We start from the raw sequence: 20449 nt of genomic DNA on the forward strand, positions 1-20449 counted from the left end.
CAAGAACTTAAAACGCAAATCCCTCGGGATCCGGCAATGGCGGCCCTAAATCATCCTCACTGTCCACCGGGGCATCGTTCTCGCGGGCCCCTTCGCCACTGGCCAGCATTGTTTCCTCCGCCGCCAACTTCTCCGCCAGCGGCACGGATAACGCATCCTTGTAGCGCAAGCTGGAATCCGTTTCCTCTGGAATCGGCATGGCTTGGAGTTGGGCAATCAAATCGGCCGGGGCCGAATTCACCGTTTGGGAGCTATAGCAGATAAAGAAATCAAACGAAAAGCCCCCCAACCGCAGTCGATCGCCATCCCGCAGCCGGTGGCGACCCCGCACCAGCCGACCGTTAATGAAAGAGCCGTTGGTGCTGCCCAGATCCACCAAATAAAAACCCCGGCGCGGAATATATTGAATCACCGCATGACGACGGGAGAGGCGCTGATCGGGAATCGGCAATGCTGCTTGGGGATCGCGCCCCATCATCCAAATCATTTGGTATTGCAGCAGGGATTGGCTTTTGCCGTTAATCAGATTGGAGATCAGATAGGCTTGCTGACCGCGCACCATGCCTTGGACATAACGACTGCTGCGGAGGTGTTCACCCACCTGTTGCTGATCCGCATCAAGCAGCTCATCAAAGAAGTCGCGATGGTTGTTGTAAAGCTTTAGAAACAGCTCATAGGCTTGCTCTCGATGCTCGTCAGCATCGATCGGGGGGCGATCGGGAGTGCGAGGATCGACAGCGCGGGGGTTCATAGGGGCAGGATGTTAAAACGCAATCAACCGCGAAGAGCAGAGGTTGAGGTAGACACTTGACACCCTCCTCAGCTTAGGGGCATGAGGATTCCAACGATACACACAACCACCCCTGAGTTGCCACCTGCACCTTGAGCGACCCGAGTGATTACTGAGTCATGACTGCGTGCTGACTGGGCGATCGCGCAGGTTGGCCACCGGTCTTGATGGCGCGCTGAGGGAAATTGGACTCATCCATTGTGCAACGTTTGCATGGTGCAACGTTTGCAGCGTCCCAGCGTACGGGCCACCAAGCGCGGTTTGCTGTTTTACCTTAGCCCACCAACATCTGGGTTGAAGCGTTTGGAGCCGTTGTGCCCATGACGGGGGATTGGGGAACGGAACGATCGGCCAATGGGGAATTTTCAGAAACCTTCAGCAGCTTGGCCAGTTCCTGGAGCTGCCCGATCGCCTCAGCCCCTTCAATTTTCATGAGTTCGCGATCATCGCGCATCTCCGTCCAGGTAATTCCATAGTCGGACACCAGGAACCGGATCAGGTGATTATCGCCGAGACTAACCATAAACGATGCGCTGTTCATGCGATCGCCACAGGTATAGCACGAGGCCAAATAGCCCCGGCGTTCTAGAACATTGGCCAAAGCCTGCAGGCTCATGACGAGATCCCTGACAAACTGGCGATGTTGCTCGGCAAGTCTGAGAAACACGGCTTACCCTCGATCTTCTGGTTTCATTGTAGAGGCTGATTACGATTTTTATAGTCTCTTAAGAATTTCAGCAAGCAATCAACGGATTGATTGGTTTCGCTGATTCGATTGATGTGATGCTTGGGGCGATCGCCCGGGGCTGCCCCTTAACAATGGAAGACGACAAAGGCCCTAGTCTGCCCCATGCCGGGCTTGGGATGGTTATCCCTAGTGCAAGGGCGGCATCGGTGACCTGTAAACTGCTGGCAAGATCCCACTAATCGGTGTCACCAGTCCGTATGAAAGAACACAGTGCTTCGAGTGGTTTCGGGATCAAACTTTGGTCAGCATTGAGCAGATTTTCCGGAAAAATCACTGAAGAAACGCTCATCAATTCCCAAGGATCCTAGAACTTGGGCCCTTAGAAATTGCCCCTGAAAACCCTGATCCAAACTTTTGTCTACGTTGTTCGGATTGTTACATTGACCGTCCCCGAGGAATGGATGATGGGGATGGCAGGTTAGGGGGGAATGGCAGTGGATGCGAAACTGCCTGAGGGCTTCTTCGCAACGGATTGGCGCGGATCTTGGCACAGATATTTTGAGCCAAGGAAGCGCTCAAAGTCCGGCATGATGGGGACTATTGCGATCTTCCCATGGTTTGATTCGGATCCGGGGGGATAGGAACAACCGTTGAGAATTCTTAGGATTCGATCGCAACAGGTCACAGGGGCCGGCTGCCCAATGGAGCAGAGCAGATGTTTCCCAAAGATTTCCCAAGGGTATCAATAATGGCGCAATGATGACGCGATTCTGGGGCGATCGCCCCCACTGATTTTAGTTAACCTGCCACCAGCCAAAGGCCGGCCCCACAAATCGAATGGTGAGCCAAGCGGCCAACAGCGTACCGATCCCAATCCAAGCCCCGCGACTGGTGATCTTCACGAACCGATCGGCTTGCTGTTTGGTAATTGGCACGTTGGGCAAAATCGTTTCTTGAGCCTTGCCGTAGTCGTCCCCAAGGAGGGATTTGCGGCGTTTGGATTCACCCATTGTTCATCTCCACCCAGTTTTTTTGTAGATAAAGGATATCTGTTAATTAACCCTGAAACGATCGCGAAATGGTTGGGCTGGCCGTTCGATGGGGGAGCAGAGCGATCAAAAATTCGCCCGATCGCCCCCGAGAGAAATGAGCCTGGACGAACATTTCGCAAGAATTCTTCAACTTTGGATTCAGATTTCTAGCCCGTCAGCGTTGCCCTGGAAACTTAAAGCCAACGGGGTTCGAGGTCGTTTATCCGCTCCACGGGATCCAAGGCCGCCAGCACCTGGGAGCCATAGCTGCGGCGCACCACCCGGGTGTCCAGCAGGGCCAACAGCGGGGGCGCATTGGGATCAGGGGTCGATCGCTCCCGCAACGGCGCGATCGACCGTTGCAGATCACTAAGGGCCGAGGGCAACAGATACCAGCGGAACCAGTCCCGCCGCTGGCGCTTGTAGGCGCTGACCCGGGCGGCCACCAGGGGATCTTCAAGGGAGGGAATGGGCAAGGCCGCAATCACCAGCAGGTGGGGAGCGGGCAGCCGATCGCTGTGGTTGCGCCAAAAGTCCCACCCGGTGACCAAAATGCCGTTGTCATCGGGGGCGGTGCGTTCCAGTTGGACGCGGGATCCAAATTCCGCCGCCAATTGAGCCGCCAGCCGGCCCTTGAGGGGCACATCTCCCACTAACACCACGGTGAAGCCGGTGGGCCCCTGCCAAGCCAACAGGGCATAGAGCTGTTGCATGAGGGCCGCTTGGAATTGTGGGGTGTTGGGCAGGGGCAACTGTTCGGGTAAGTAGAAACCGATCGCCTCTTGATGTCGATCGGGCGTGAATTTCAAGCAGGTCAGCCGCTGCTCATCGCCGTTATCCAGCCCCAACCGCGCTTGATATAAGGGAGCCTCCACTTCCAAGTCCAGGAAGCTGCCAATCAGGGCGATCGGCTGGGCTTGCCAGAGGGGGCGCAAAATTTCGGCCACATCGATCGGTTGGCATTGCAGGTGAAATTGCCCCGTTTGTCGATCGGGCTGGGCCAGGATCGGCCATTGCTGGTCTCCGGCCCGGTGCAGCAACGTTCGCCACAGGGGCGGCAGTTGGGCCGCCAATAATCGCAATGTTTGCAGCAAGGTCGCCGCTTCCGGTTCATCCAACAGCCAAGCGCCGTAGGGATTGGGGGGATGTTGCAGCAGTCCATGGGCGATCGCCACTTCCAGGTCATGGATCACCTGGGCGCGATCGGGACAGGCCAAACGCCACCGATGCCAATCGGCCGGGCTAATGTCCAGTCGCAGGGTTTCCTGGGTCCAGCGCTCCAAATCATCGGCCCCATCAATCAGGGTGGGCAGGCCGGCCAAGCGCGATTGCTGGCCCGACAGTTCCAGGCGATCGGTCAGCCATTGGGTGGGGGACAAAATCCAGAGGCCCGGTTGATCGGCCCGCAGGCTGGCGGCCAAGGCCTGCGCGGCTTCCGGGGGCTGATCCACTAGGCAATGCACCGGAGGCAAGGGGCGATCGCTCTGGGCCAGCCACAGCCGCAACCGAGCCAAGTCCACCTCTAAAAGCCGCTGTTGCACCGCCGGAGGAACCACCAACACCACCGCCTGCTCGCAGAGCAGGGCCGGAGCCAGATAACTGAGGCGATGGCGGCCGGCGGCCACGGCTGTGCCCCCTTGGATCAGGGAACTGCGGCCCGATCGCAAGACCCGCGCCACCAACCGCGCCAAGGTTAGGTGATGCAGCCAGGGGCGATCGCCACAGGCCCGCAAAAACGCGCGTAACTGTTGGTGGACTTCAACTTCCAGCATTCTCAGCTCCCACGACCAAGGGCGGGCTTCCTACCCCCCCAAGGGTGAAACTAGGGGGAATTTAATTGAGCTAGGCCAACGAAGGCGATAAAAATGGGGCGATCGAACCGCCCCATGCTCAGTGTATTGAGTGTATCGAAACTTCCCTAAGCGCCTCGATTCAGGGCCGCTTCCACCTGCCGGAACTCAGTTTCCAAACGCTTTTGCAACTTTTCAGGCACGGGGCGGTTGGGATAGGCCGAATAGTGGGCAGCCAGTGAATTCAAAGCCGTGCGCATGGTGGTGTAGGAATTTAGCCCAGCCACGCGGGTATCCCGGCGGTAGTGGGAGGCATAGGAATTGATTTTGGCGCGAGCATCGGCTTGGGCTGCTCGTTTTGCGGGATCGCTATCGGCCAGGGTGATGGCGTTCCGCAGGCTGCCGACCAAGGCGAGGGTATCAGCTTGGTAGTTGCCGCTGATGCCGTTAGCCGAGTCACCCGCCGCACAGCCCGTCAGGCCGATCGACACCACCATCACCAGCGCCAGTAGCCCAGAGAGAAATCGCTTCATAAAACGTTAAAAACCTGCTAGTGCTTTTAATGCCAAGACTTTGAGCCACGGGCTGAATCGATGGTAGCCATTGCCACAGACCGAGCGCTTGACAAACTAAGCCCTATCCTACCGTGCTGGATGGCCAGCCCGATCGCCCCATCGAGGCGATCGCCCCGGAGGGCCAAGGGTGGGCAGCGAATCAACCGTGTACAATTTGGAGTCACCCCTGGCCTGTTTTCCGCCACTCGAGAAGGGCATCGGCCGTCCTGTGCTGATGACCGACTCCGAATATGGATCTGGCGAAATGGATCTGGTGGTGGATGGGGCCGTTGGGAATTCTTTGGGTTTCTTTGTTGGAGGAGTCAGCCGTGGTTCAAGCGCTTCCGTCTTCGGTTCGATCGGCCACCCCTTGGCAGCCGTCTGCTGCGTCTGAGGGTCTCACGGGTGCGGCGCTCGGCCAGTGGTTAGATCAATTGGCCGATCGAGTCATTGCCGGCGAGGCGATCGAGCGAGCCACGGCCCTGATCCTGACCCAAATTGATGATCAGGCAGATATTTTGGCCCTTTGCGCCGCCGCCGATCGCGTGCGCCAAGCCCGTTGCGGCAACGTGGTTGACCTGTGCAGCATCGGCAACGTGAAATCCGGCTCCTGCTCGGAAAATTGCTCCTTCTGTGCCCAGTCGGCTCACCACCCCGGTCAGGATTCCCCGATCTATGGTTTGCGGACTCCCGAAGAAATTTTGGCCCAAGCCAAGGCCGCCGAAGCCGCCGGAGCCAAGCGCTTTTGTCTGGTGAGCCAAGGGCGCGGCCCCAAGTACGGTGGCCGCCAAGAAAGCGAATTTGAACAAATTCTGGAAACGGTGCGGCAAATCATTGCCGAAACCAACATCAAGCCCTGCTGCGCCTTGGGCGAAGTGAACGCGGATCAGGCCCAAGCCCTCAAGGAAGCGGGCGTGACGCGCTATAACCACAACCTGGAAGCGTCGGAGGCCTTTTTCCCGAACGTGGCCACCACCCATAGCTGGCAAGACCGCGTTGCCACCATCAAAACCCTGAAGGCGGCGGGCATCCAGGCCTGCACTGGGGGCATTTTGGGCATGGGCGAAACCTGGGAAGACCGGGTGGATTTGGCCCTGGCGCTGCGGGATTTGGAGGTGGAATCAATTCCGCTGAACCTGTTGAACCCGCGCGAAGGCACGCCGATGGGCGATCGTGATCGCCTGGATCCCTATGAAGCGGCCAAGGCGATCGCCATTTTTCGGATGATTTTGCCCGATCGAATCCTGCGTTATGCGGGCGGCCGAGAAGTGGTGATGGGTGAGCTACAAGCCCTGGGCCTGAAAGCAGGATTGAACGCCATGCTGATTGGCCATTACCTGACCACCATGGGGCAACCGCCCGAGAAGGATCATGAAATGTTGGCGGAATTGGGCCTGGTGGGTGGCGAAGCGCCCGTCGTCGGCGCAACGGCCGCAACGATTTAAATGGGCGATCGGGTTAAGTGAACGATCGGGCGTGCGATCGCTCGGGGGGTGACCCCGGCGGTTGCGCTCCCTTGGGCATTCATGGGGCGTTAATGGGGCGATCGTCATGCGCCTAGAAACCTTGCTTTGGGCGGCCATCGGGGTCTTACTCTCGATCGCCGCCTCCTTTGTGGAAGTTTTTGTGCCCACGGCCCCTTGGGATTGGCTCCAGGAGGGGGTGCGGGTGGTGTCTTTGGGCACGCGCTACCAAGTGGCGGCACTGTTGCTGGTGGCCTGCTTGGGCGGAGGGACGGCAGCAGCCCTCTCGCAAATTGCCTACCTGTTGTTGGGTTTGGCAGGGTTGCCCATCTTTGAAGGGGGCGGCGGTTGGCAATATATCCAAGAACCCAGCTTTGGCTATCTCTTGGGCTTTGTGCCGGCCGGGTGGCTCTGCGGGCGCTGGGCCTTTTTGGGGCCGCCCAAGGTGGAGCAGTTGGCGATCGGTTGTGCGATCGGGTTGGTGGTGCTCCATGGGGTGGGGCTGGTGTATGCCATGGCCCTGCGAGCCAACGAATTTGAGGCGATCGCCACCACCTATTCCCAAGCGGCCTTGCCGGGGCAACTGGTGGCCGCCTGCGCCGCCGCCACGATCGCTTCAGTTTTTCGACATCTCGTGTTCTACTGAAAGTTGGCGATCCTGCGGGAATCCCATCACCCCCAGAGAGCCGCCACCGTTGAATTTTGTGGATAGTCCGGTGCCAGAGTCTCGATCCAAACCGATTCCCGCCTGGGCCAAATCCTGTGGCCGCCTGGTCTCCAAAAATGGCTGGTTTTGGGTGGTGGCCGTTGCCAGCGTCGGGGTCGATCGCATCACCAAAGCCTGGGTGGCCAGCACCTTCGCTCTCACGATTCCGCCCCAGACCATCCCGCTGATCCCCGGTTGGTTTCACTTCACCTACGTAGTCAACTCCGGCGCGGCCTTCAGCCTGTTCCAGGGCAGCGGCTGGCTGCGGTGGCTCTCGTTGGCGGTCAGTGCGGCCCTGATGGCCCTGGCCCTGGGCAGCCCGCGCATGAACCGCTGGGAACAGTGGGGCTACGGGTTTGTGCTGGGGGGCGCGTTGGGCAATGGGATCGATCGCTTTGCCCTGGGCCACGTCATTGACTTTCTGGATTTCCGGCTGATTCGGTTCCCGGTGTTTAATCTGGCGGATGTGTCGATTAATGTGGGCATCATTTGTCTGTTGATTGCTATGTTGCAACGACCCGATCGCCCCAACGCCGCCGACTAAGGAACTGGCCAATGGCCTCCCCTGTCAGTCCTTGCGGGGATAGATGATCGCCCTCAGGTGCTGCTTAGACCACTGATTTGGGGTCACCGTGCCCCTGTCGAGATTTTCGGCCCTCGTTTTTCGGTTCTCTGTTTGTTTTTTAATCGCTCTCAGGATCTTTCATTTAGGCTCAGGCCCATGCTCAAGGCATTCCAGACCCTCCAAACTCTTTTTCAAACCCTGGTCCATTGGTTGTTTCGGGCCTCTTCCCTGCGCTTTTGGGCCGGAGCCGGAGCCTTAGCCCTGTCCACCACCCTCTTCTTGGTGGCCTGCCAGCCGATCGCCCTGTCCGCCGGGGGCAATGTGGATGCGGATTTTGAAGCCAAAGTGCTGGACGTAATCCGCAAAAATCCGCAAGTGATTTTGGAATCCGTGGCGGACTATAACCAACAGCAGTCCCAAAAGCAGCGGGAATTGCGGCAAAATTTCGCCCGTGATGCCAAATCTGACCCAAAAAAGGTGATTGGCAACTCTCCCACCCTTGGCAAAGGTCGAGTGCTGTTAGTGGAGTTCTCCGATTTTCAGTGTCCCTACTGCGGCCGGGCCTTGGCTCCCCTGAAGCAGTTCATGGAGGACTATCAAGATCGGGTGATTCTGACCTTTAAGCATTTCCCCCTCACCAGCATCCATCCCCAGGCGATTCCCGCCGCCCAGGCCGCTTGGGCTGCCCAGCAACAGGGCAAGTTCTGGGAATATCACGATGAACTGTTTGCCAACCAATCGCGTCTGGCCGATGGCTTGTATGGGGAATTGGCGAAGAAGTTGGGATTGGATTTGAGCCGGTTTGAGCGTGATCGCAACAGCGAGGCGGCCAAAAAAGCCGTAACCGCCGATGCAGAGCTGGCGGAAAGCTTGGGTTTGGAAGGGACTCCCACCTTTTTGATGGCCGGTGAGCCGGTGCAGGGTGCGCCCAGCCCTGAGGCGTTCAAGGCCGCCTTTGAGCGGGCCAGCAAGTAAATGAGACCGTGGGAACTGGGGGGCGCTTCCCGGCTGATGGTGGGGGCGATCGCGCCGTTGCTGTGGGCGGGGGTGGCGATCGCCCAACCGGCCCCGAGTTCCCCGGAATTGCGGCTGGTCTATCCGCCCGATGGCCACCAAACTACGAGCGATCGAATTTTTTTCCTGGGCACTGCGCCACCCACCGGCTCGGTCACGATCAATGGCCAAGGGGTGAATCGCAGTGCTTTTGGGCATTTTGCCCCCAGTTTTCCGTTGCAACTGGGCCCCAACCGGTTTGAAATCCGCTGGGCCGATCGCACGGAAATTCGCACCATCAACCGCATCTCCAATCAGCCGTTGTTGAGCACGCCCCTGGCCACCCTGGAGCCGATGGCCGATTGGGGCTGGCCGATCGGGGAGCCAATTTGCCTGCGGGTGACGGGGCGGCCCAACTTGACCATTGATGCGCGGGTGGCAGAACAGACCTTTCGGATGTTGCCCCGGCCATCGGGTGGATCGCCGTTGCCCAACTCTTCGGTACTGACGGGCAGCGATCTCCCGCCGCCTTCGTCCTTGACGACCTATGAGGGCTGCTTCACGCCCGATCGCCCCGACGATTGGGGTCAGGTGCGGTTTTACATCGATGGCGAAATGCCCATGACCCCTCGCGGCCGAATCACCGTTTGGCCGCGCGATCGCCGCGATCGGGCCCGGGTGACGGTTCCTTGGGGCGTGGCCCGCACGGGCCCCAGCACTGACCACAGCCGCCTCACCCCCTTGCCCCAAGGCAGCCAAGCCACGATCACTGGCCGTCGGGGTGATTGGTTGCGCCTCGACTATGGGGCTTGGATCCAGGCCAGCGAAGTGGCGATCGAACCCAGCTCAACCCCCCTACAAGCGGTGGTGCAAGGCATTCGGGCCCAAAATCAGGGAACGGCGGTGGAAGTGCAGTTTCCCCTCAGCGAACCCGTGCCCGTGGAAGTGCGCCAGGAAGGCCAGGATTTGATCTTGACGCTGCATCAGGCGATCGCCCAAACGGACACCCTGTTTTTGCAGCGCAACCCGGCCATTAGTCAACTCACTTGGCAAGTGTTGCCGGGGAATCGCTTGGAATATCGGGCCCGACTGGCCACCGCCCAGGCCTGGGGCTGGACTTTGCGCTATGAAGGCAACGTGCTCCATTGGCGGATCAAGCATCCCCCCTTGCGATCGGGGTCGGCTCCTCTGGCGGGGATCACGATTTTGTTGGATCCGGGCCATGGGGGCCGGGAATCGGGCGCAATTAATGCGGCCGGCATCCCCGAAAAGACCCCGAACTTGGAAACCAGCCTGAAACTCCAAGCCGCCTTGGAGCGACGGGGGGCGCGGGTGGTGCTGACCCGATCGACCGATCAAGATTTACCGATTCCCGATCGCCTGGCCCAAATTGCCGAACTGGAGCCGACGATCGCCCTCTCGGTGCATTACAACGCCCTACCCGATGACGGTAATGCCGAAACCACCCAGGGGATTGGCATGTTTTGGTATCAGCCCCAAGCCCAAGGCCTCGCGCAGTTTTTGCATGACGAGCTGACCCGCCGGCTCGATCGACCCTCCTACGGTGTGTTTTGGGGCAACTTGGCCCTAGCGCGCCCCACGATCGCCCCTGCCGTCTTGATGGAATTGGGCTTTATGAGCCACCCCACCGAGTCGGAGTGGATCAGCAATCCGCAGGAACAGGACAAACTGGCCGAGGCGATCGCTGCTACTATCCAGGCCTGGTTTGAGCGAACCCTGGCCAATTGATCCTTGAGATCCATCCCGATCACCTGGGCGACACCCGGGCGATCAGGATGGATCCCCCCGGGCAACAAGGGGGCGATCGCCCATGGGCCTTGACGAGCCAGGGAGAATTGCGCAAACTCTTGAGTAAGTAAGTGCTTACTTTTTATGCCTCGTCCGCCCAAAATCACTAACGAAGCCATCTTGACCGCCGCTCGTCAGGTGTTTTTAGAGCAGGGCGTGAAGGCTTCGACGGTGGAAATTGCCCGGCGTGCTGGCATTTCCGAAGCCTCGGTGTTTAAGCGGTTTCCCACTAAACAAGCCCTGTTTTTGGCGGCGATGGGGGTGACGGAAACGCCCGACTGGGTGAAGCGCCTGCAAGACCGACAGCCGACCGCCAATATCAAAGCAGAGCTGACGGAAATCTGTGACGAAATGCTGGCGTTCTATCAAGAAGGCTTGCCACGGGTGTTCATGATGATGGCGCAGAAAAAAATGCCTCACCCGCCGCACTCCCCTCACTTGCCACCGCCTCCGGTGCGCGATAGTCGTTTGTTGGCCCTGTTTTTGGAGCGGGCCGTGGCGGGGGGCTGGTTACGGGCGATCGACCCAACGGCTTTGGCGCATCTGCTGGTGGGCAGCATCATCAACTACGTCATTGCCAATGAACTGCGACCCACTTCCCAAGGGCCGCAGCTCGGCCCGTCATCAGATCCAAGACCGAGCCACCGCATCGAACCTTCACAGTTTGTGGCCAGTCTAATCGACATCCTTTGGCCAGGGATCGCGCCAGAGGGTCGGCCGTCGGGCTGAAGTCGGGAAAGCGATCGAGCATGTGGCCGTCCGCGATCGCGTCTGTTTGGTGGAATTTTTTTAGGTAATTAATAAGTAAGTACTAACTTTTTGATCAAAAGACTGGGCGATCGCCCTTGATCGATGTCCGTTGTTGTTCATTCTGTTGTTCGTTCATTGGCGATCGCTCCGTCCAATCGCTGCCAACTCGTGACATTCACCAGGCATTTTTGTGGAGGAAAACACCCATGCCCAATTCCCTTTCCTACCTTTGGTCTCGGCTCTCTGGTGCTTCCCATTCTGGCCAAGCAGGTGTGGTGATGCAGACTCGCGATCTCGGGCGTTGGCTGAAGTGGGGGCTGCCGATCGTGCCGCTGCTGCTCTTTGGTGGCGGGACTGTGGCGGCTCAACTCACGGGGGGCAATCGCTCCACCACGGTGATGTTGACGCAGCCGGTGCGACGGCAAACCGTGACCGTGACGATCGCGGCCAATGGCACGATCGCGGCGGAGCGATCGATTAACCTCGGGCCCAAAACGGCGGGCATCGTCAAATCGCTGCTCGTAAAGGAGGGCGATCGGGTGCGTCAGGGCCAAGTAGTTGCCTTCATGGACGATGCGGATTTACAAGGCCAGCTCATGCAGCGCCAAGGCCAGCTCGCCCAACAGCAGGCCAACTTGGCACGTTTAACGGCGGGTAATCGCCCCCAAGAAATTGCCCGGGCTGAGGCCCAACTGGCGGAAAGTCAAGCTCAGTTACAAATGCTGCGATCGGGCAATCGCCCCCAGGAAATTGCCCAGGCAGTGGCGCGATCGCAGCAAGCCCAGGCCACCCTCAAGCAGCGCGAATCCGACTATCAGCGCTACCAAGAGCTATTCCAGGATGGGGCAATTTCGGCGCAGACCCTCGACCAAAAGCGCACGGACTATGAGGTGGCGCAACGACAGGCGATCGAGGCGGCCCAAGCCCTGGCACTACAACGGGCTGGCAATCGCCCAGAAGACATCGCCCAAGCGATCGCCCGAGTACGTCAGCAGCAACAAGCTGTTGCCCTACTCAAAGCGGGTAGTCGTGTGGAGGATGTTGCCCAAGCCAAGGCCCAAGTGCAGTCGGCGCGCGGCGATTTGCGATCGATTCAAACCCAACTGCAAGACACCAAAATCACCGCTCCCTTTGATGGAATTGTGATTAAAAAATATGCCGATGTGGGTTCATTCGTTAGCCCATCGGTGGCGGGCGGTAGCGAATCGGCTTCTTCTTCTTCAATTTTAATTTTGGCCAGCGATCGCCAAGAAGTCGTCGTGAATTTAGCCGAAGCGCAAATTCGCAATATTCGCCTCAATCAGCCCGTGAGCATTCAAGTAGATGCCTTTCCCAAGCAGCAATTTCGGGGTTATGTTGCTCGAATTGCACCAAAGGCAACGGTCTCGCAAAATGTGACGAGCTTTGAAGTTTATATTGCAATTAATGATGCCCAGTCGAACCAGTTAAAAGCAGGCATGAATGTCGAAGCAGAGTTTGAAATTGGGCAACTTGCCAGTGCTTTGCTCGTGCCTAATGCGGCTGTGGTGCGCCGAGCCGAGGGTGAAGGTGTTTATATTTTGGGAGCCGATCGCAACCCTGTTTTTCGCAAGATTGAAACGGGTTTGACGGTCGAAGGTTCCACCGAAGTGAAGACTGGGTTACAGGGCAATGAGCAAGTCTTAGTCAGTCCGCCCAGCAATTTAGATTCTGGCTCAAAAGGCTTCAGTATTCTGCCCAAAGCACCACCACCTCCCTAGGATCTTTGGCTGCGATTTCGGCTGCTGAAATTCGACAGTTCTCAACCAACCGACAACGACTGATTCTATTCAATGAAATTCGGCCGGTCTCAACTAACCGACAGCGACTGATCCTATCCAATGGCTGGTGAATATTGCCATGACCCAAGCAAAGCCTAACCGCTTAACGATTTCAACGATCGACATTATGGAAATGGCGATCGAATCCCTTTGGAATAACAAACTCCGCAGCGCCTTAACCATGTTGGGGGTGATTATTGGGATTTCATCGGTGATTTCGATTACCTCGATCGGGCAGGGCGTGCAGAAGTCTACGGAAGACAGCATTCGCAGCCTCGGAACTGATGTGTTGCAAGTGATGTCTGGCTCGGCGAAAAGTGGCGGCGTGGTGCAAGCCATGGGGTCTGTGAGCACCCTCACCTGGGAAGATGCCAAGGCGATCGCCCAACAAGCGCCCTCAGCCACCGTGGTTGCCGCCTATTTACAACGACCTGTGCAGGTGGTTTACAACCAAACCAACACCTCCACCACAGCCTATGGTGCTGATTTGAGTTTTCCGGATGCACGCAATACCTATCCGCAAGTGGGACGTTTTTTTCGCCAATCAGAACTCGATGAAACAGCTTCGGTAGTCGTGATTGGCCCCACGGTTCAGAAAAATTTGTTTCCAGCCACCGTCGATCCCATTGGTCAAAAAATTCGCATTCGCGGTGAACTATACAAAGTGATTGGCGTGATGGAAGCCAAGGGTTCCCAGGGGCCACAGGATCGCGATGATGCGGTTTATATTCCCCTAACCACCATGTCAGCCCGCACGATCGGTAGGAACGCCCTCACGGGTATTTCTGTGAATGGCATTTTTATTAAAAGTCAGCACGAATCCCAGTTAGAAACCCTGAAATTTCAAGTCACGAATATTCTGCGATTGCGCCACAAAATCATGTCGCCTACCGATGATGATTTTCGCGTTACCAACCAAGCTGACATCCTCAAAACCTTGACCACGATTTTGGGATTACTGACAACTACGATTGTGGCTGTTGCGGCGATTTCTTTAGTAGTCGGCGGCATTGGCATCGCCAATATTATGTTGGTTTCCGTAGTAGAACGCACCCGCGAAATTGGTGTGCGCAAAGCCGTAGGAGCAACGGATCGTGCCATTCTCAGTCAGTTTTTGGTTGAGTCCGTGGCTATTTCTGTTTTGGGAGGAACCGTCGGCATCATTTTGGGCATTGGCGTGACCGTGGTGGCATCGATGGTCTTTCAATTTGCCTTAGTGATTTCGGGCAGTGCGGTGGTAGTTGGGGTTGGATTATCGACGGCGGTGGGTTTGGCGGCTGGGGTCATTCCTGCGCGCAATGCCGCTCGACTTGACCCGATCGCCGCCCTGCGTAGTGAGTGAGGTGACCTGCCATGATTACCCTGAAAAACATCACCAAAACCTATCAACTGGGCGAAAACACCGTGCCCATTTTGAAGGGGATTGATTTGGATATTCCTGCCAATGACTACTTGGCGATCGTGGGTAGCTCGGGTTCAGGCAAGTCAACCCTGATGAATATTATTGGTTGCCTCGATCGCCCCACAGAAGGAACCTATACTTTTGAAGATCGCAATTTAACTGCTCTGAATCCTGCTGAGCTGGCCTACATTCGCAACCAGCGCATTGGCTTTGTTTTTCAGCAATTTAACCTGTTGCCCCGCGCCACGGCTCTTGAAAATGTGATGCTACCGGCCGTCTATGCGGGCATTCCCAAGGCCGATCGCCGGGCCCGTGCTGAAGCCGCCTTGGTGAGTGTTGGGTTAGGCGATCGACTCCATAACCGGCCTAATCAACTGTCGGGTGGACAACAGCAACGGGTGGCGATCGCCCGAGCGTTGATCAATCAGCCATCGCTGCTGTTAGCGGACGAGCCAACCGGGGCCCTCGACAGCCAAACCACCCAAGAGGTGATGGCTTTATTTGATCAATTGCATGAACAAAACATCGCGATTGTGTTGATTACCCATGACTTAGCGATCGCCGATCGCACCCAGCGCAAAATTCAAGTTCGAGATGGTTTAATTGTGGACTAGCTGATAGCAAGTTTAAGTAAACTCAACGGTTGAAAGATTGAATTGACTTTCTAAAAAGATGTCTGAAAAGCCAAAGTTGATACGCAGCTTACCCCAGCGACTGATAAAGACAAGGGGCTTAAGCCCCTTGTCCCCCACGATCTGATCTGCTAACGCCCCACGATCTGACTGATCTGCTAACGCCCCACGATCTGATCTGCTAACGCCCCACGATCTAATCTGCTAACACCCCCACGATCTGATCTGCTAACACCCCCATGATCTGATCTGCTAACACCCCCATGATCTGATCTGCTAATGCCCTCACGATCTGCTAACGGTGGAATTGGGTTTCGGATCATCTGACAATCAACCTCAGAATCTGGCCGCCTGCCCAGGCCGCAACACACGCCTCAACAAGAGAGGCGGTATGCTGAATTGCGGGCAGAGAAGCCGTTTATACGCCCTAGAGCCAATTTCAGCATTTCGGACTCGGCCGCTGGTGATTCGGTCATTAATATGGATTTTTTTCAGGAATTTTCGCTGCTCCTGCGGGCCCGCTATCCGCTGATTTATATCCCCACCGCCGAAGAGGAGCGGGTGGAAAAGGCGATCGCCCAATGTGCCCAAAGCCAGGGCAATCGCGGGGTTTATGTTTGGGATTTTGTGGAAGGCTACAGCGGCAGTCCCAATGATTTGGGGGCAGGTAAGCGCAATCCGCTGCAAGCCCTGGAGTTTCTAGAAAAATTCCCCGATTCGGCGGCGGGAGTCTTTGTTTTACGGGATTTTCATCGATTTTTGGATGATATTGCGATCGCCCGAAAGTTGCGTAACTTGGCGCGATCGCTCAAGGCCCAACCCAAAAACATCGTGCTCCTTTCCCCGCAGGTGCAAATTCCCGAAGACCTTAGCGAAGTGCTGACGGTGCTGGAATTTCCCCTGCCCGCCGCCGATGAACTGCGCCAGGAGGTGCAACGGCTAGCGACCGCCACGGGCCAAACCCTGGCAGGACGAGACTTAGAAGACTTGGTGCGATCGAGCCAAGGCCTCTCGCTCGATCGGGTACGGCGAGTGTTGGGCCGGGCGATCGCCCAAAACGGCAACCTGCCCCCCGAAACCATGGATCTGATCCTGGAAGAAAAACGCCAATCGATCCGCCAAACCCAAATTTTGGACTTTTGCCCCGCCACGGAACAGATGTCTGATATTGGCGGGCTAGACAACCTGAAAGCCTGGCTCCTGCGGCGCGGCGGCGCATTTTCGGAGCGGGCCCGCCAATACGGCCTGCCCCATCCCCGGGGGCTGCTGTTGGTGGGGATTCAAGGCACTGGCAAATCCCTAACGGCCAAGGCGATCGCCCACCATTGGCACTTGCCCTTGCTGCGGTTGGATGTGGGGCGTTTGTTTGGCGGTTTGGTGGGGGAGTCTGAATCCCGCACGCGCCAAACCATTCAGCTCGCGGAAGCCCTCGCCCCCTGCATTCTGTGGATTGATGAAATTGACAAGGCCTTCGCCGGATTGGGCAGCAAGGGCGACGGCGGCACGGCCTCGCGGGTTTTTGGCACGTTTGTCACCTGGATGGCGGAAAAGCAATCGCCGGTTTTTGTGGTGGCGACGGCGAACGATATCCAGTCCTTGCCGCCAGAACTGTTGCGCAAAGGGCGATTTGACGAAATCTTCTTTGTGGGATTGCCCAGCCAACCAGAGCGCCGCGAAATTTTTGAGGTGCATTTAAGCCGACTGCGCCCCCACAACCTCAAGACCTACGACCTCGATCGCCTGGCCTACGAAACGCCGGACTTTTCCGGAGCCGAAATTGAACAGTCGATCGTGGAAGCGATGCACATTGGCTTCAGCGAAAACCGCGATTTCACCACCGATGACATCGTGGCCGCCGTTAGCCAAATTGTGCCCCTGGCTCGCACGGCCCGCGAGCAAATCGAAGCCCTTCAACAATGGGCGGCTGCGGGCAAAGCGCGGTTAGCGTCCCGATCGACCACCTTGGGCGGCTTGTCTTCTTTCTCGGGCTAATTCTCGGGCTAATTCTCGGGCTAATTCTGGATCGATCGGGCTGAATGGGCTGAACGAGCTGCATTAGCCAAATTTTCGCCCTGACTAGAACAGGTTCTAGGGGAAAATACGGGCTGAATCGCAGGATATCCTGGCTAGATATCTGGCGAAATCTCTGGCTAAATAGGCTGGCTAAATCTCTGGGCTAGATCGGTTAGCAAAATATTTTGGACAGGTTGGTGGTTGATCCTCATCGGGAGTCGCAAACGATCGTGCGTTGGCTGTGGAAACTATTGCGCGGGCTGGTCAGCCTCATTAGTGGCATCGCGATCGCGATCGCCTTTTTGGCTGCCGGAGGGGTGATTGCCGTTCGCTACATCGTCACCCAAATTGCCACGGCCCCGCCGCGCCCCAGCTTTGCCAACGATCCCAAGCCCGGCGCAGTGGTGACCCCGCCCCCACCGCCCAGCAGCGCAGTTTCCCCAGCCCCAGTTTTGCCACCGCCGTCGCCCTTGCCTCCCGGTGCTTATCGGGCCCGGGTAACCCAACCGATCGGGCTGGTGTTGCGATCGACTCCCAATCGATCGGGCGCAAGGCTGGGCAGCGTGGACTACAACGATCGAGTCATTGTCTTGGGAGACAGTCCCGATCGACGTTGGCAGCGGGTGCGCCTGGGCGAAAGCGGCCCCGAGGGCTGGGTTCGCAGCGGCAACACCCGCCGACTAGATTAACGAGCTAGATTAACCCTTCCAATTAACAAGCCCAATTCACCAAGTTTTGGAATGAATTGGGCAAAAACTCAAGCCGATCGTTGGGCGATCGCGATGCCTGGCGCGTAGGCTTCCAGCACCCGAGCCGTGAGCGAGCAGGTCACCATCAAGTAGTCACAAGCATGGCACTGAGTCCGAATCACGTTGCTCGTGCGAATTCGATGACGCTCTGCACGCGAACCACAGTTGGGGCAGTAAATCGTTTCTACGGTCAGCATTGTGGTCACCATCTGGCAAAAATTTGAGGAACTAAACCGAGGCATCGACTGGCTTGTCTAAACGGCGGATGGGCTGAAGGTGCGATCGCCCCCTCAATGCAAGGAGCATTTGCGGCGGGAGCACCGGATCTGGGCGATCGATCCTTCACATCCAGTGATAAAAAAACGCGATCAGAAACGAAAAACAACGAAAAACAACACCGATATGAGCCGAGTCATCCCGTTAACCAAGAAAACTCAAAAAACGACGGAATCCATTTGAGTGCGATATCCATTAGCCCAATTCAATTAGTCCAGTTCAAGCGGTAGGGGACTGAAAGGGCTGTTCTCGAGCATTTCCGTCGTTTTCGACTCCTCACGACCTTGCAGATAGCACTGTCAATAACTTCAACAAATTCAGTGAATAGCCGGCGGCCAACCGACCATAAACCTCAACGGAAGAATGCCTTAAAAAGCAATTTCAGAGGCGATGCGACTGGTTTTGAGAGCAGGGAATAGGGGTGATCAAAACCAATCATGGAATCGAGGGGCTAATTCATTCTCGTTCTTAGCATTATGGAATAGCCGATCGGGGATCGGGGGAATTTAGCAACAATTCCTTTCAATTTAAAGACATCGGTTCCTCCGAATGGCGCGATCCCTAATTGGTTACCTCTGATACCAAGTGAGTCCCACTCAAAACTCAGACGGCATTTCGGCAAACTCTTCCCTGAAGAGAAGTGGCGGCCTGCAACTGTTCAGACGGCAACTATGACTGACTCGATCGGGTCGTCATGGCAAAGGTGCAGCTAAAAATCTGTGATCTGGGTCAATGCAATGTTGAGATCTGATCAAGATTGGGATCGGTGTTCTACTTAATATTGTTTTACCTACTTTTGATGAAACTTCAATTCTGTTTATCTCTGTTAAAAGTTTTGGTTTTCTTAAGCTTTTCTAGGGAATTTCCACCCAAAAGGGTCACGAAGCATTTTGTGAACGAATGATCAGTTTTTGGCAAAAAGTTTGCAACTTGGAATCAGTGAGAGACGGTTGATTTTCCATGCCCGCAGTCGTCACTCACGGTCGTTGTAACAAGGGGCTTAAGCCCCTTGTCCCTCACGAGATTATCGGGTTGAAATCAGGGGTTCAGGCGATTGGACAACAAGTCCTCAGCCCCTTGTCCCTCACGAGATTATCGGGTTGAAATCAGGGGTTCAGGCGATTGGACAACAAGTCCTCAGCCCCTTGTCCCTCACGAGATTATCGGGTTGAAATCAGGGGTTCAGGCGATTGGACAACAAGCCCTCAGCCCCTTGTCCCTCATGGGATTATCGGGTTGAAATCAGGGTTGCAGGCGATTGAACAACAAGCCCTCAGCCCCTTGTCCCTCACGAGATTATCGGGTTGAAATCAGGGTTGCAGACGATTGGACGACAAGCCCTCAGCCCCTTGCCCCACTTCGATTTACGATCGGGTTGCTGGGTTGTAGGTGGTGGGGTTGAGCGGCTGGAACGCCACTGGGTGGGATGTAACTGGTGAATCACATCCCGATCGATCCGCATTGGATTCCGTGACCCCACTGATCAATCACGCCTACTGATCACATCCTCACGTCTATTCCTGTGGGCGGACAGCCTCTAGAATTTGCGAGAAATAGAACTGGGAGCCAATGAACTCCCGCCGATTAACCTCAAACCCATTGGCCCGCAAAATCCGCACCACATCCCGCACCGGGTGCAAATAGGCGCGCGTGGTTTTGCTGGGGCCGGGGAACAGCTCGCCAATTTTTTTCAACAGCACATAAACCGGACTCTTGGGCGCAAAGCTGAGGATGAGCTTCGACTGGGCACGGCCGGCCAAATGCCCAATCATTTTTTCGATGTCTTGGTCGGGATAGTGAATCAACACATCCAAACAAATCACGGTGTCGTAGGAACCCTCGATCGCCTCAAGATCCTTTACCTCAAAACTTAGGCGATCGCCCAAGTTCAGCTTGGCCGCACGCTCCTTGGCCTCACCGATCATCGCCTCGGAAATGTCACTACCCGCAACGATCGCCCCCAACTCCACCAACGGCACACTGAGGGAACCCACACCGCAACCCGCATCACAGATGGTTTGGCCCGCCAGTTTGCTTCCTTGCTTCAGCCAATAGACCACCGTATCCACCGTGCGTTGATGCCCTTCGCGGATGTCGCGTTGCACTTTGTTTACGTCGCCGTCGCCATAGATGCGCCGCCAGCGATCGAACCCGGTGGTGTTGAAATAGTCCTTGACGATGGCTTTGTCGTTGCCCTTGTTGCTGGTGGCGCTGCTCATAGGGGATTGCGTAAATTTTGGGTAGCGTGATCTCAAAAGTTGGATGCTAAGGGCCAGGATGGTCGCCAGGGCCTGGCCATGGGTCGGCGTGGATCCTCACCAGTGGCGCTGGTGGTTACCCATTGGCGCTCATGGGCAAGGCGGCCGGATGGCGACTGTTATGGATTGCCATCATTGACCGCTGCATTGCGCGACGGCTGAACCGAATTCATTGCCGCAA

General features: G+C 56.6%; 18 protein-coding genes. 11 read left to right on the forward strand and 7 right to left on the reverse strand.

From position 1 onward, the window contains the following. Window positions 1–7: 7 nt before the first annotated feature. The 5 genes from AC2IAX_RS11810 to psb27 all read right to left on the reverse strand — a co-directional run bounded on the left by AC2IAX_RS11810 (window position 8) and on the right by psb27 (window position 4832). Window positions 8–751, reverse strand: coding sequence for an FHA domain-containing protein (locus AC2IAX_RS11810; protein ID WP_494387670.1), 744 nt, complete (start codon window positions 749–751; stop codon window positions 8–10). Between the two features lie 313 nt (window positions 752–1064). Next, window positions 1065–1457: a DUF1815 family protein gene (locus AC2IAX_RS11815; protein WP_099532372.1), complete on the reverse strand. Its 393-nt coding sequence runs from the start codon at window positions 1455–1457 to the stop codon at window positions 1065–1067. 815 nt (window positions 1458–2272) lie between these two features. Next, window positions 2273–2488 (reverse strand): DUF2839 domain-containing protein, encoded by a 216-nt coding sequence (locus tag AC2IAX_RS11820; protein WP_099532373.1) that lies wholly within the window; start codon window positions 2486–2488, stop codon window positions 2273–2275. A gap of 215 nt (window positions 2489–2703) precedes the next feature. After that, window positions 2704–4281: an ATP-dependent DNA helicase gene (locus AC2IAX_RS11825; protein WP_494387671.1), complete on the reverse strand. Its 1578-nt coding sequence runs from the start codon at window positions 4279–4281 to the stop codon at window positions 2704–2706. A gap of 146 nt (window positions 4282–4427) precedes the next feature. After that, window positions 4428–4832, reverse strand: coding sequence for a photosystem II protein Psb27 (psb27, locus tag AC2IAX_RS11830; protein WP_494387672.1), 405 nt, complete (start codon window positions 4830–4832; stop codon window positions 4428–4430). A 350-nt stretch (window positions 4833–5182) separates the two neighbouring features. Between psb27 and bioB the strand changes: the two genes are divergently transcribed. The 11 genes from bioB (at window position 5183) to AC2IAX_RS11885 (ending at window position 17674) form a co-directional block, all read left to right on the forward strand. Continuing rightward, complete coding sequence (gene bioB, locus AC2IAX_RS11835; protein ID WP_494387673.1) at window positions 5183–6298, forward strand: biotin synthase BioB; 1116 nt, start codon at window positions 5183–5185, stop codon at window positions 6296–6298. A gap of 106 nt (window positions 6299–6404) precedes the next feature. Next, the gene (locus AC2IAX_RS11840; protein WP_393011290.1) at window positions 6405–6962 is read left to right on the forward strand and encodes a biotin transporter BioY; all 558 of its coding nucleotides are present in this window, start codon (window positions 6405–6407) and stop codon (window positions 6960–6962) included. A gap of 124 nt (window positions 6963–7086) precedes the next feature. Further along, window positions 7087–7566, forward strand: coding sequence for a signal peptidase II (lspA, locus tag AC2IAX_RS11845; protein WP_494390373.1), 480 nt, complete (start codon window positions 7087–7089; stop codon window positions 7564–7566). A 177-nt stretch (window positions 7567–7743) separates the two neighbouring features. Continuing rightward, on the forward strand, window positions 7744–8562 hold the full coding sequence (locus tag AC2IAX_RS11850) for a DsbA family protein (protein ID WP_494387674.1): 819 nt from the start codon (window positions 7744–7746) through the stop codon (window positions 8560–8562). Continuing rightward, a complete protein-coding gene (locus tag AC2IAX_RS11855) occupies window positions 8563–10329 on the forward strand; it encodes an N-acetylmuramoyl-L-alanine amidase (protein WP_494387675.1) in 1767 nt (588 codons plus the stop codon). A 144-nt stretch (window positions 10330–10473) separates the two neighbouring features. After that, on the forward strand, window positions 10474–11118 hold the full coding sequence (locus AC2IAX_RS11860; protein ID WP_494387676.1) for a TetR/AcrR family transcriptional regulator: 645 nt from the start codon (window positions 10474–10476) through the stop codon (window positions 11116–11118). A 227-nt stretch (window positions 11119–11345) separates the two neighbouring features. Further along, window positions 11346–12878, forward strand: coding sequence for an efflux RND transporter periplasmic adaptor subunit (locus AC2IAX_RS11865; RefSeq protein WP_494387677.1), 1533 nt, complete (start codon window positions 11346–11348; stop codon window positions 12876–12878). A gap of 139 nt (window positions 12879–13017) precedes the next feature. Next, window positions 13018–14280 carry an ABC transporter permease gene (locus tag AC2IAX_RS11870; protein ID WP_494387678.1) on the forward strand — a complete coding sequence of 421 codons (1263 nt, stop codon included), beginning with the start codon at window positions 13018–13020 and terminating at the stop codon, window positions 14278–14280. Window positions 14281–14291: 11 nt separating this feature from the next. Continuing rightward, entirely contained in the window at window positions 14292–14954 is a 663-nt protein-coding gene (locus tag AC2IAX_RS11875; protein ID WP_494387679.1) for an ABC transporter ATP-binding protein, read from the forward strand. Window positions 14955–15452: 498 nt separating this feature from the next. Continuing rightward, entirely contained in the window at window positions 15453–16964 is a 1512-nt protein-coding gene (locus AC2IAX_RS11880) for an AAA family ATPase (protein ID WP_494387680.1), read from the forward strand. A gap of 218 nt (window positions 16965–17182) precedes the next feature. Then, window positions 17183–17674: an SH3 domain-containing protein gene (locus AC2IAX_RS11885; RefSeq protein WP_494387681.1), complete on the forward strand. Its 492-nt coding sequence runs from the start codon at window positions 17183–17185 to the stop codon at window positions 17672–17674. Between the two features lie 68 nt (window positions 17675–17742). Here AC2IAX_RS11885 and AC2IAX_RS11890 read toward each other — a convergent pair whose 3' ends face one another. Next, window positions 17743–17943, reverse strand: coding sequence for a replication restart DNA helicase PriA (locus AC2IAX_RS11890; RefSeq protein WP_234406970.1), 201 nt, complete (start codon window positions 17941–17943; stop codon window positions 17743–17745). A 1581-nt stretch (window positions 17944–19524) separates the two neighbouring features. Next, entirely contained in the window at window positions 19525–20229 is a 705-nt protein-coding gene (gene bchM, locus AC2IAX_RS11895; RefSeq protein WP_494387682.1) for a magnesium protoporphyrin IX methyltransferase, read from the reverse strand. Between the last annotated feature and the right edge of the window lie 220 nt (window positions 20230–20449).

The sequence above is a fragment of the Limnothrix sp. HT2024 genome (assembly GCF_059138625.1).

What these genes read in the sequence shown, in the direction of transcription:
- AC2IAX_RS11810 (WP_494387670.1), bottom strand. Translation starts at nt 751, where the DNA reads ATGAACCCCCGCGCTGTCGATCCTCGCACTCCCGATCGCCCCCCGATC.
- AC2IAX_RS11870 (WP_494387678.1), top strand. Translation starts at nt 13,018, where the DNA reads ATGACCCAAGCAAAGCCTAACCGCTTAACGATTTCAACGATCGACATT.
- AC2IAX_RS11880 (WP_494387680.1), top strand. Translation starts at nt 15,453, where the DNA reads ATGGATTTTTTTCAGGAATTTTCGCTGCTCCTGCGGGCCCGCTATCCG.
- AC2IAX_RS11890 (WP_234406970.1), bottom strand. Translation starts at nt 17,943, where the DNA reads ATGGTGACCACAATGCTGACCGTAGAAACGATTTACTGCCCCAACTGT.
- AC2IAX_RS11825 (WP_494387671.1), bottom strand. Translation starts at nt 4,281, where the DNA reads ATGCTGGAAGTTGAAGTCCACCAACAGTTACGCGCGTTTTTGCGGGCC.
- AC2IAX_RS11855 (WP_494387675.1), top strand. Translation starts at nt 8,563, where the DNA reads ATGAGACCGTGGGAACTGGGGGGCGCTTCCCGGCTGATGGTGGGGGCG.
- AC2IAX_RS11860 (WP_494387676.1), top strand. Translation starts at nt 10,474, where the DNA reads ATGCCTCGTCCGCCCAAAATCACTAACGAAGCCATCTTGACCGCCGCT.
- AC2IAX_RS11865 (WP_494387677.1), top strand. Translation starts at nt 11,346, where the DNA reads ATGCCCAATTCCCTTTCCTACCTTTGGTCTCGGCTCTCTGGTGCTTCC.
- AC2IAX_RS11820 (WP_099532373.1), bottom strand. Translation starts at nt 2,488, where the DNA reads ATGGGTGAATCCAAACGCCGCAAATCCCTCCTTGGGGACGACTACGGC.
- AC2IAX_RS11875 (WP_494387679.1), top strand. Translation starts at nt 14,292, where the DNA reads ATGATTACCCTGAAAAACATCACCAAAACCTATCAACTGGGCGAAAAC.
- AC2IAX_RS11840 (WP_393011290.1), top strand. Translation starts at nt 6,405, where the DNA reads ATGCGCCTAGAAACCTTGCTTTGGGCGGCCATCGGGGTCTTACTCTCG.
- bchM (WP_494387682.1), bottom strand. Translation starts at nt 20,229, where the DNA reads ATGAGCAGCGCCACCAGCAACAAGGGCAACGACAAAGCCATCGTCAAG.
- AC2IAX_RS11850 (WP_494387674.1), top strand. Translation starts at nt 7,744, where the DNA reads ATGCTCAAGGCATTCCAGACCCTCCAAACTCTTTTTCAAACCCTGGTC.
- psb27 (WP_494387672.1), bottom strand. Translation starts at nt 4,832, where the DNA reads ATGAAGCGATTTCTCTCTGGGCTACTGGCGCTGGTGATGGTGGTGTCG.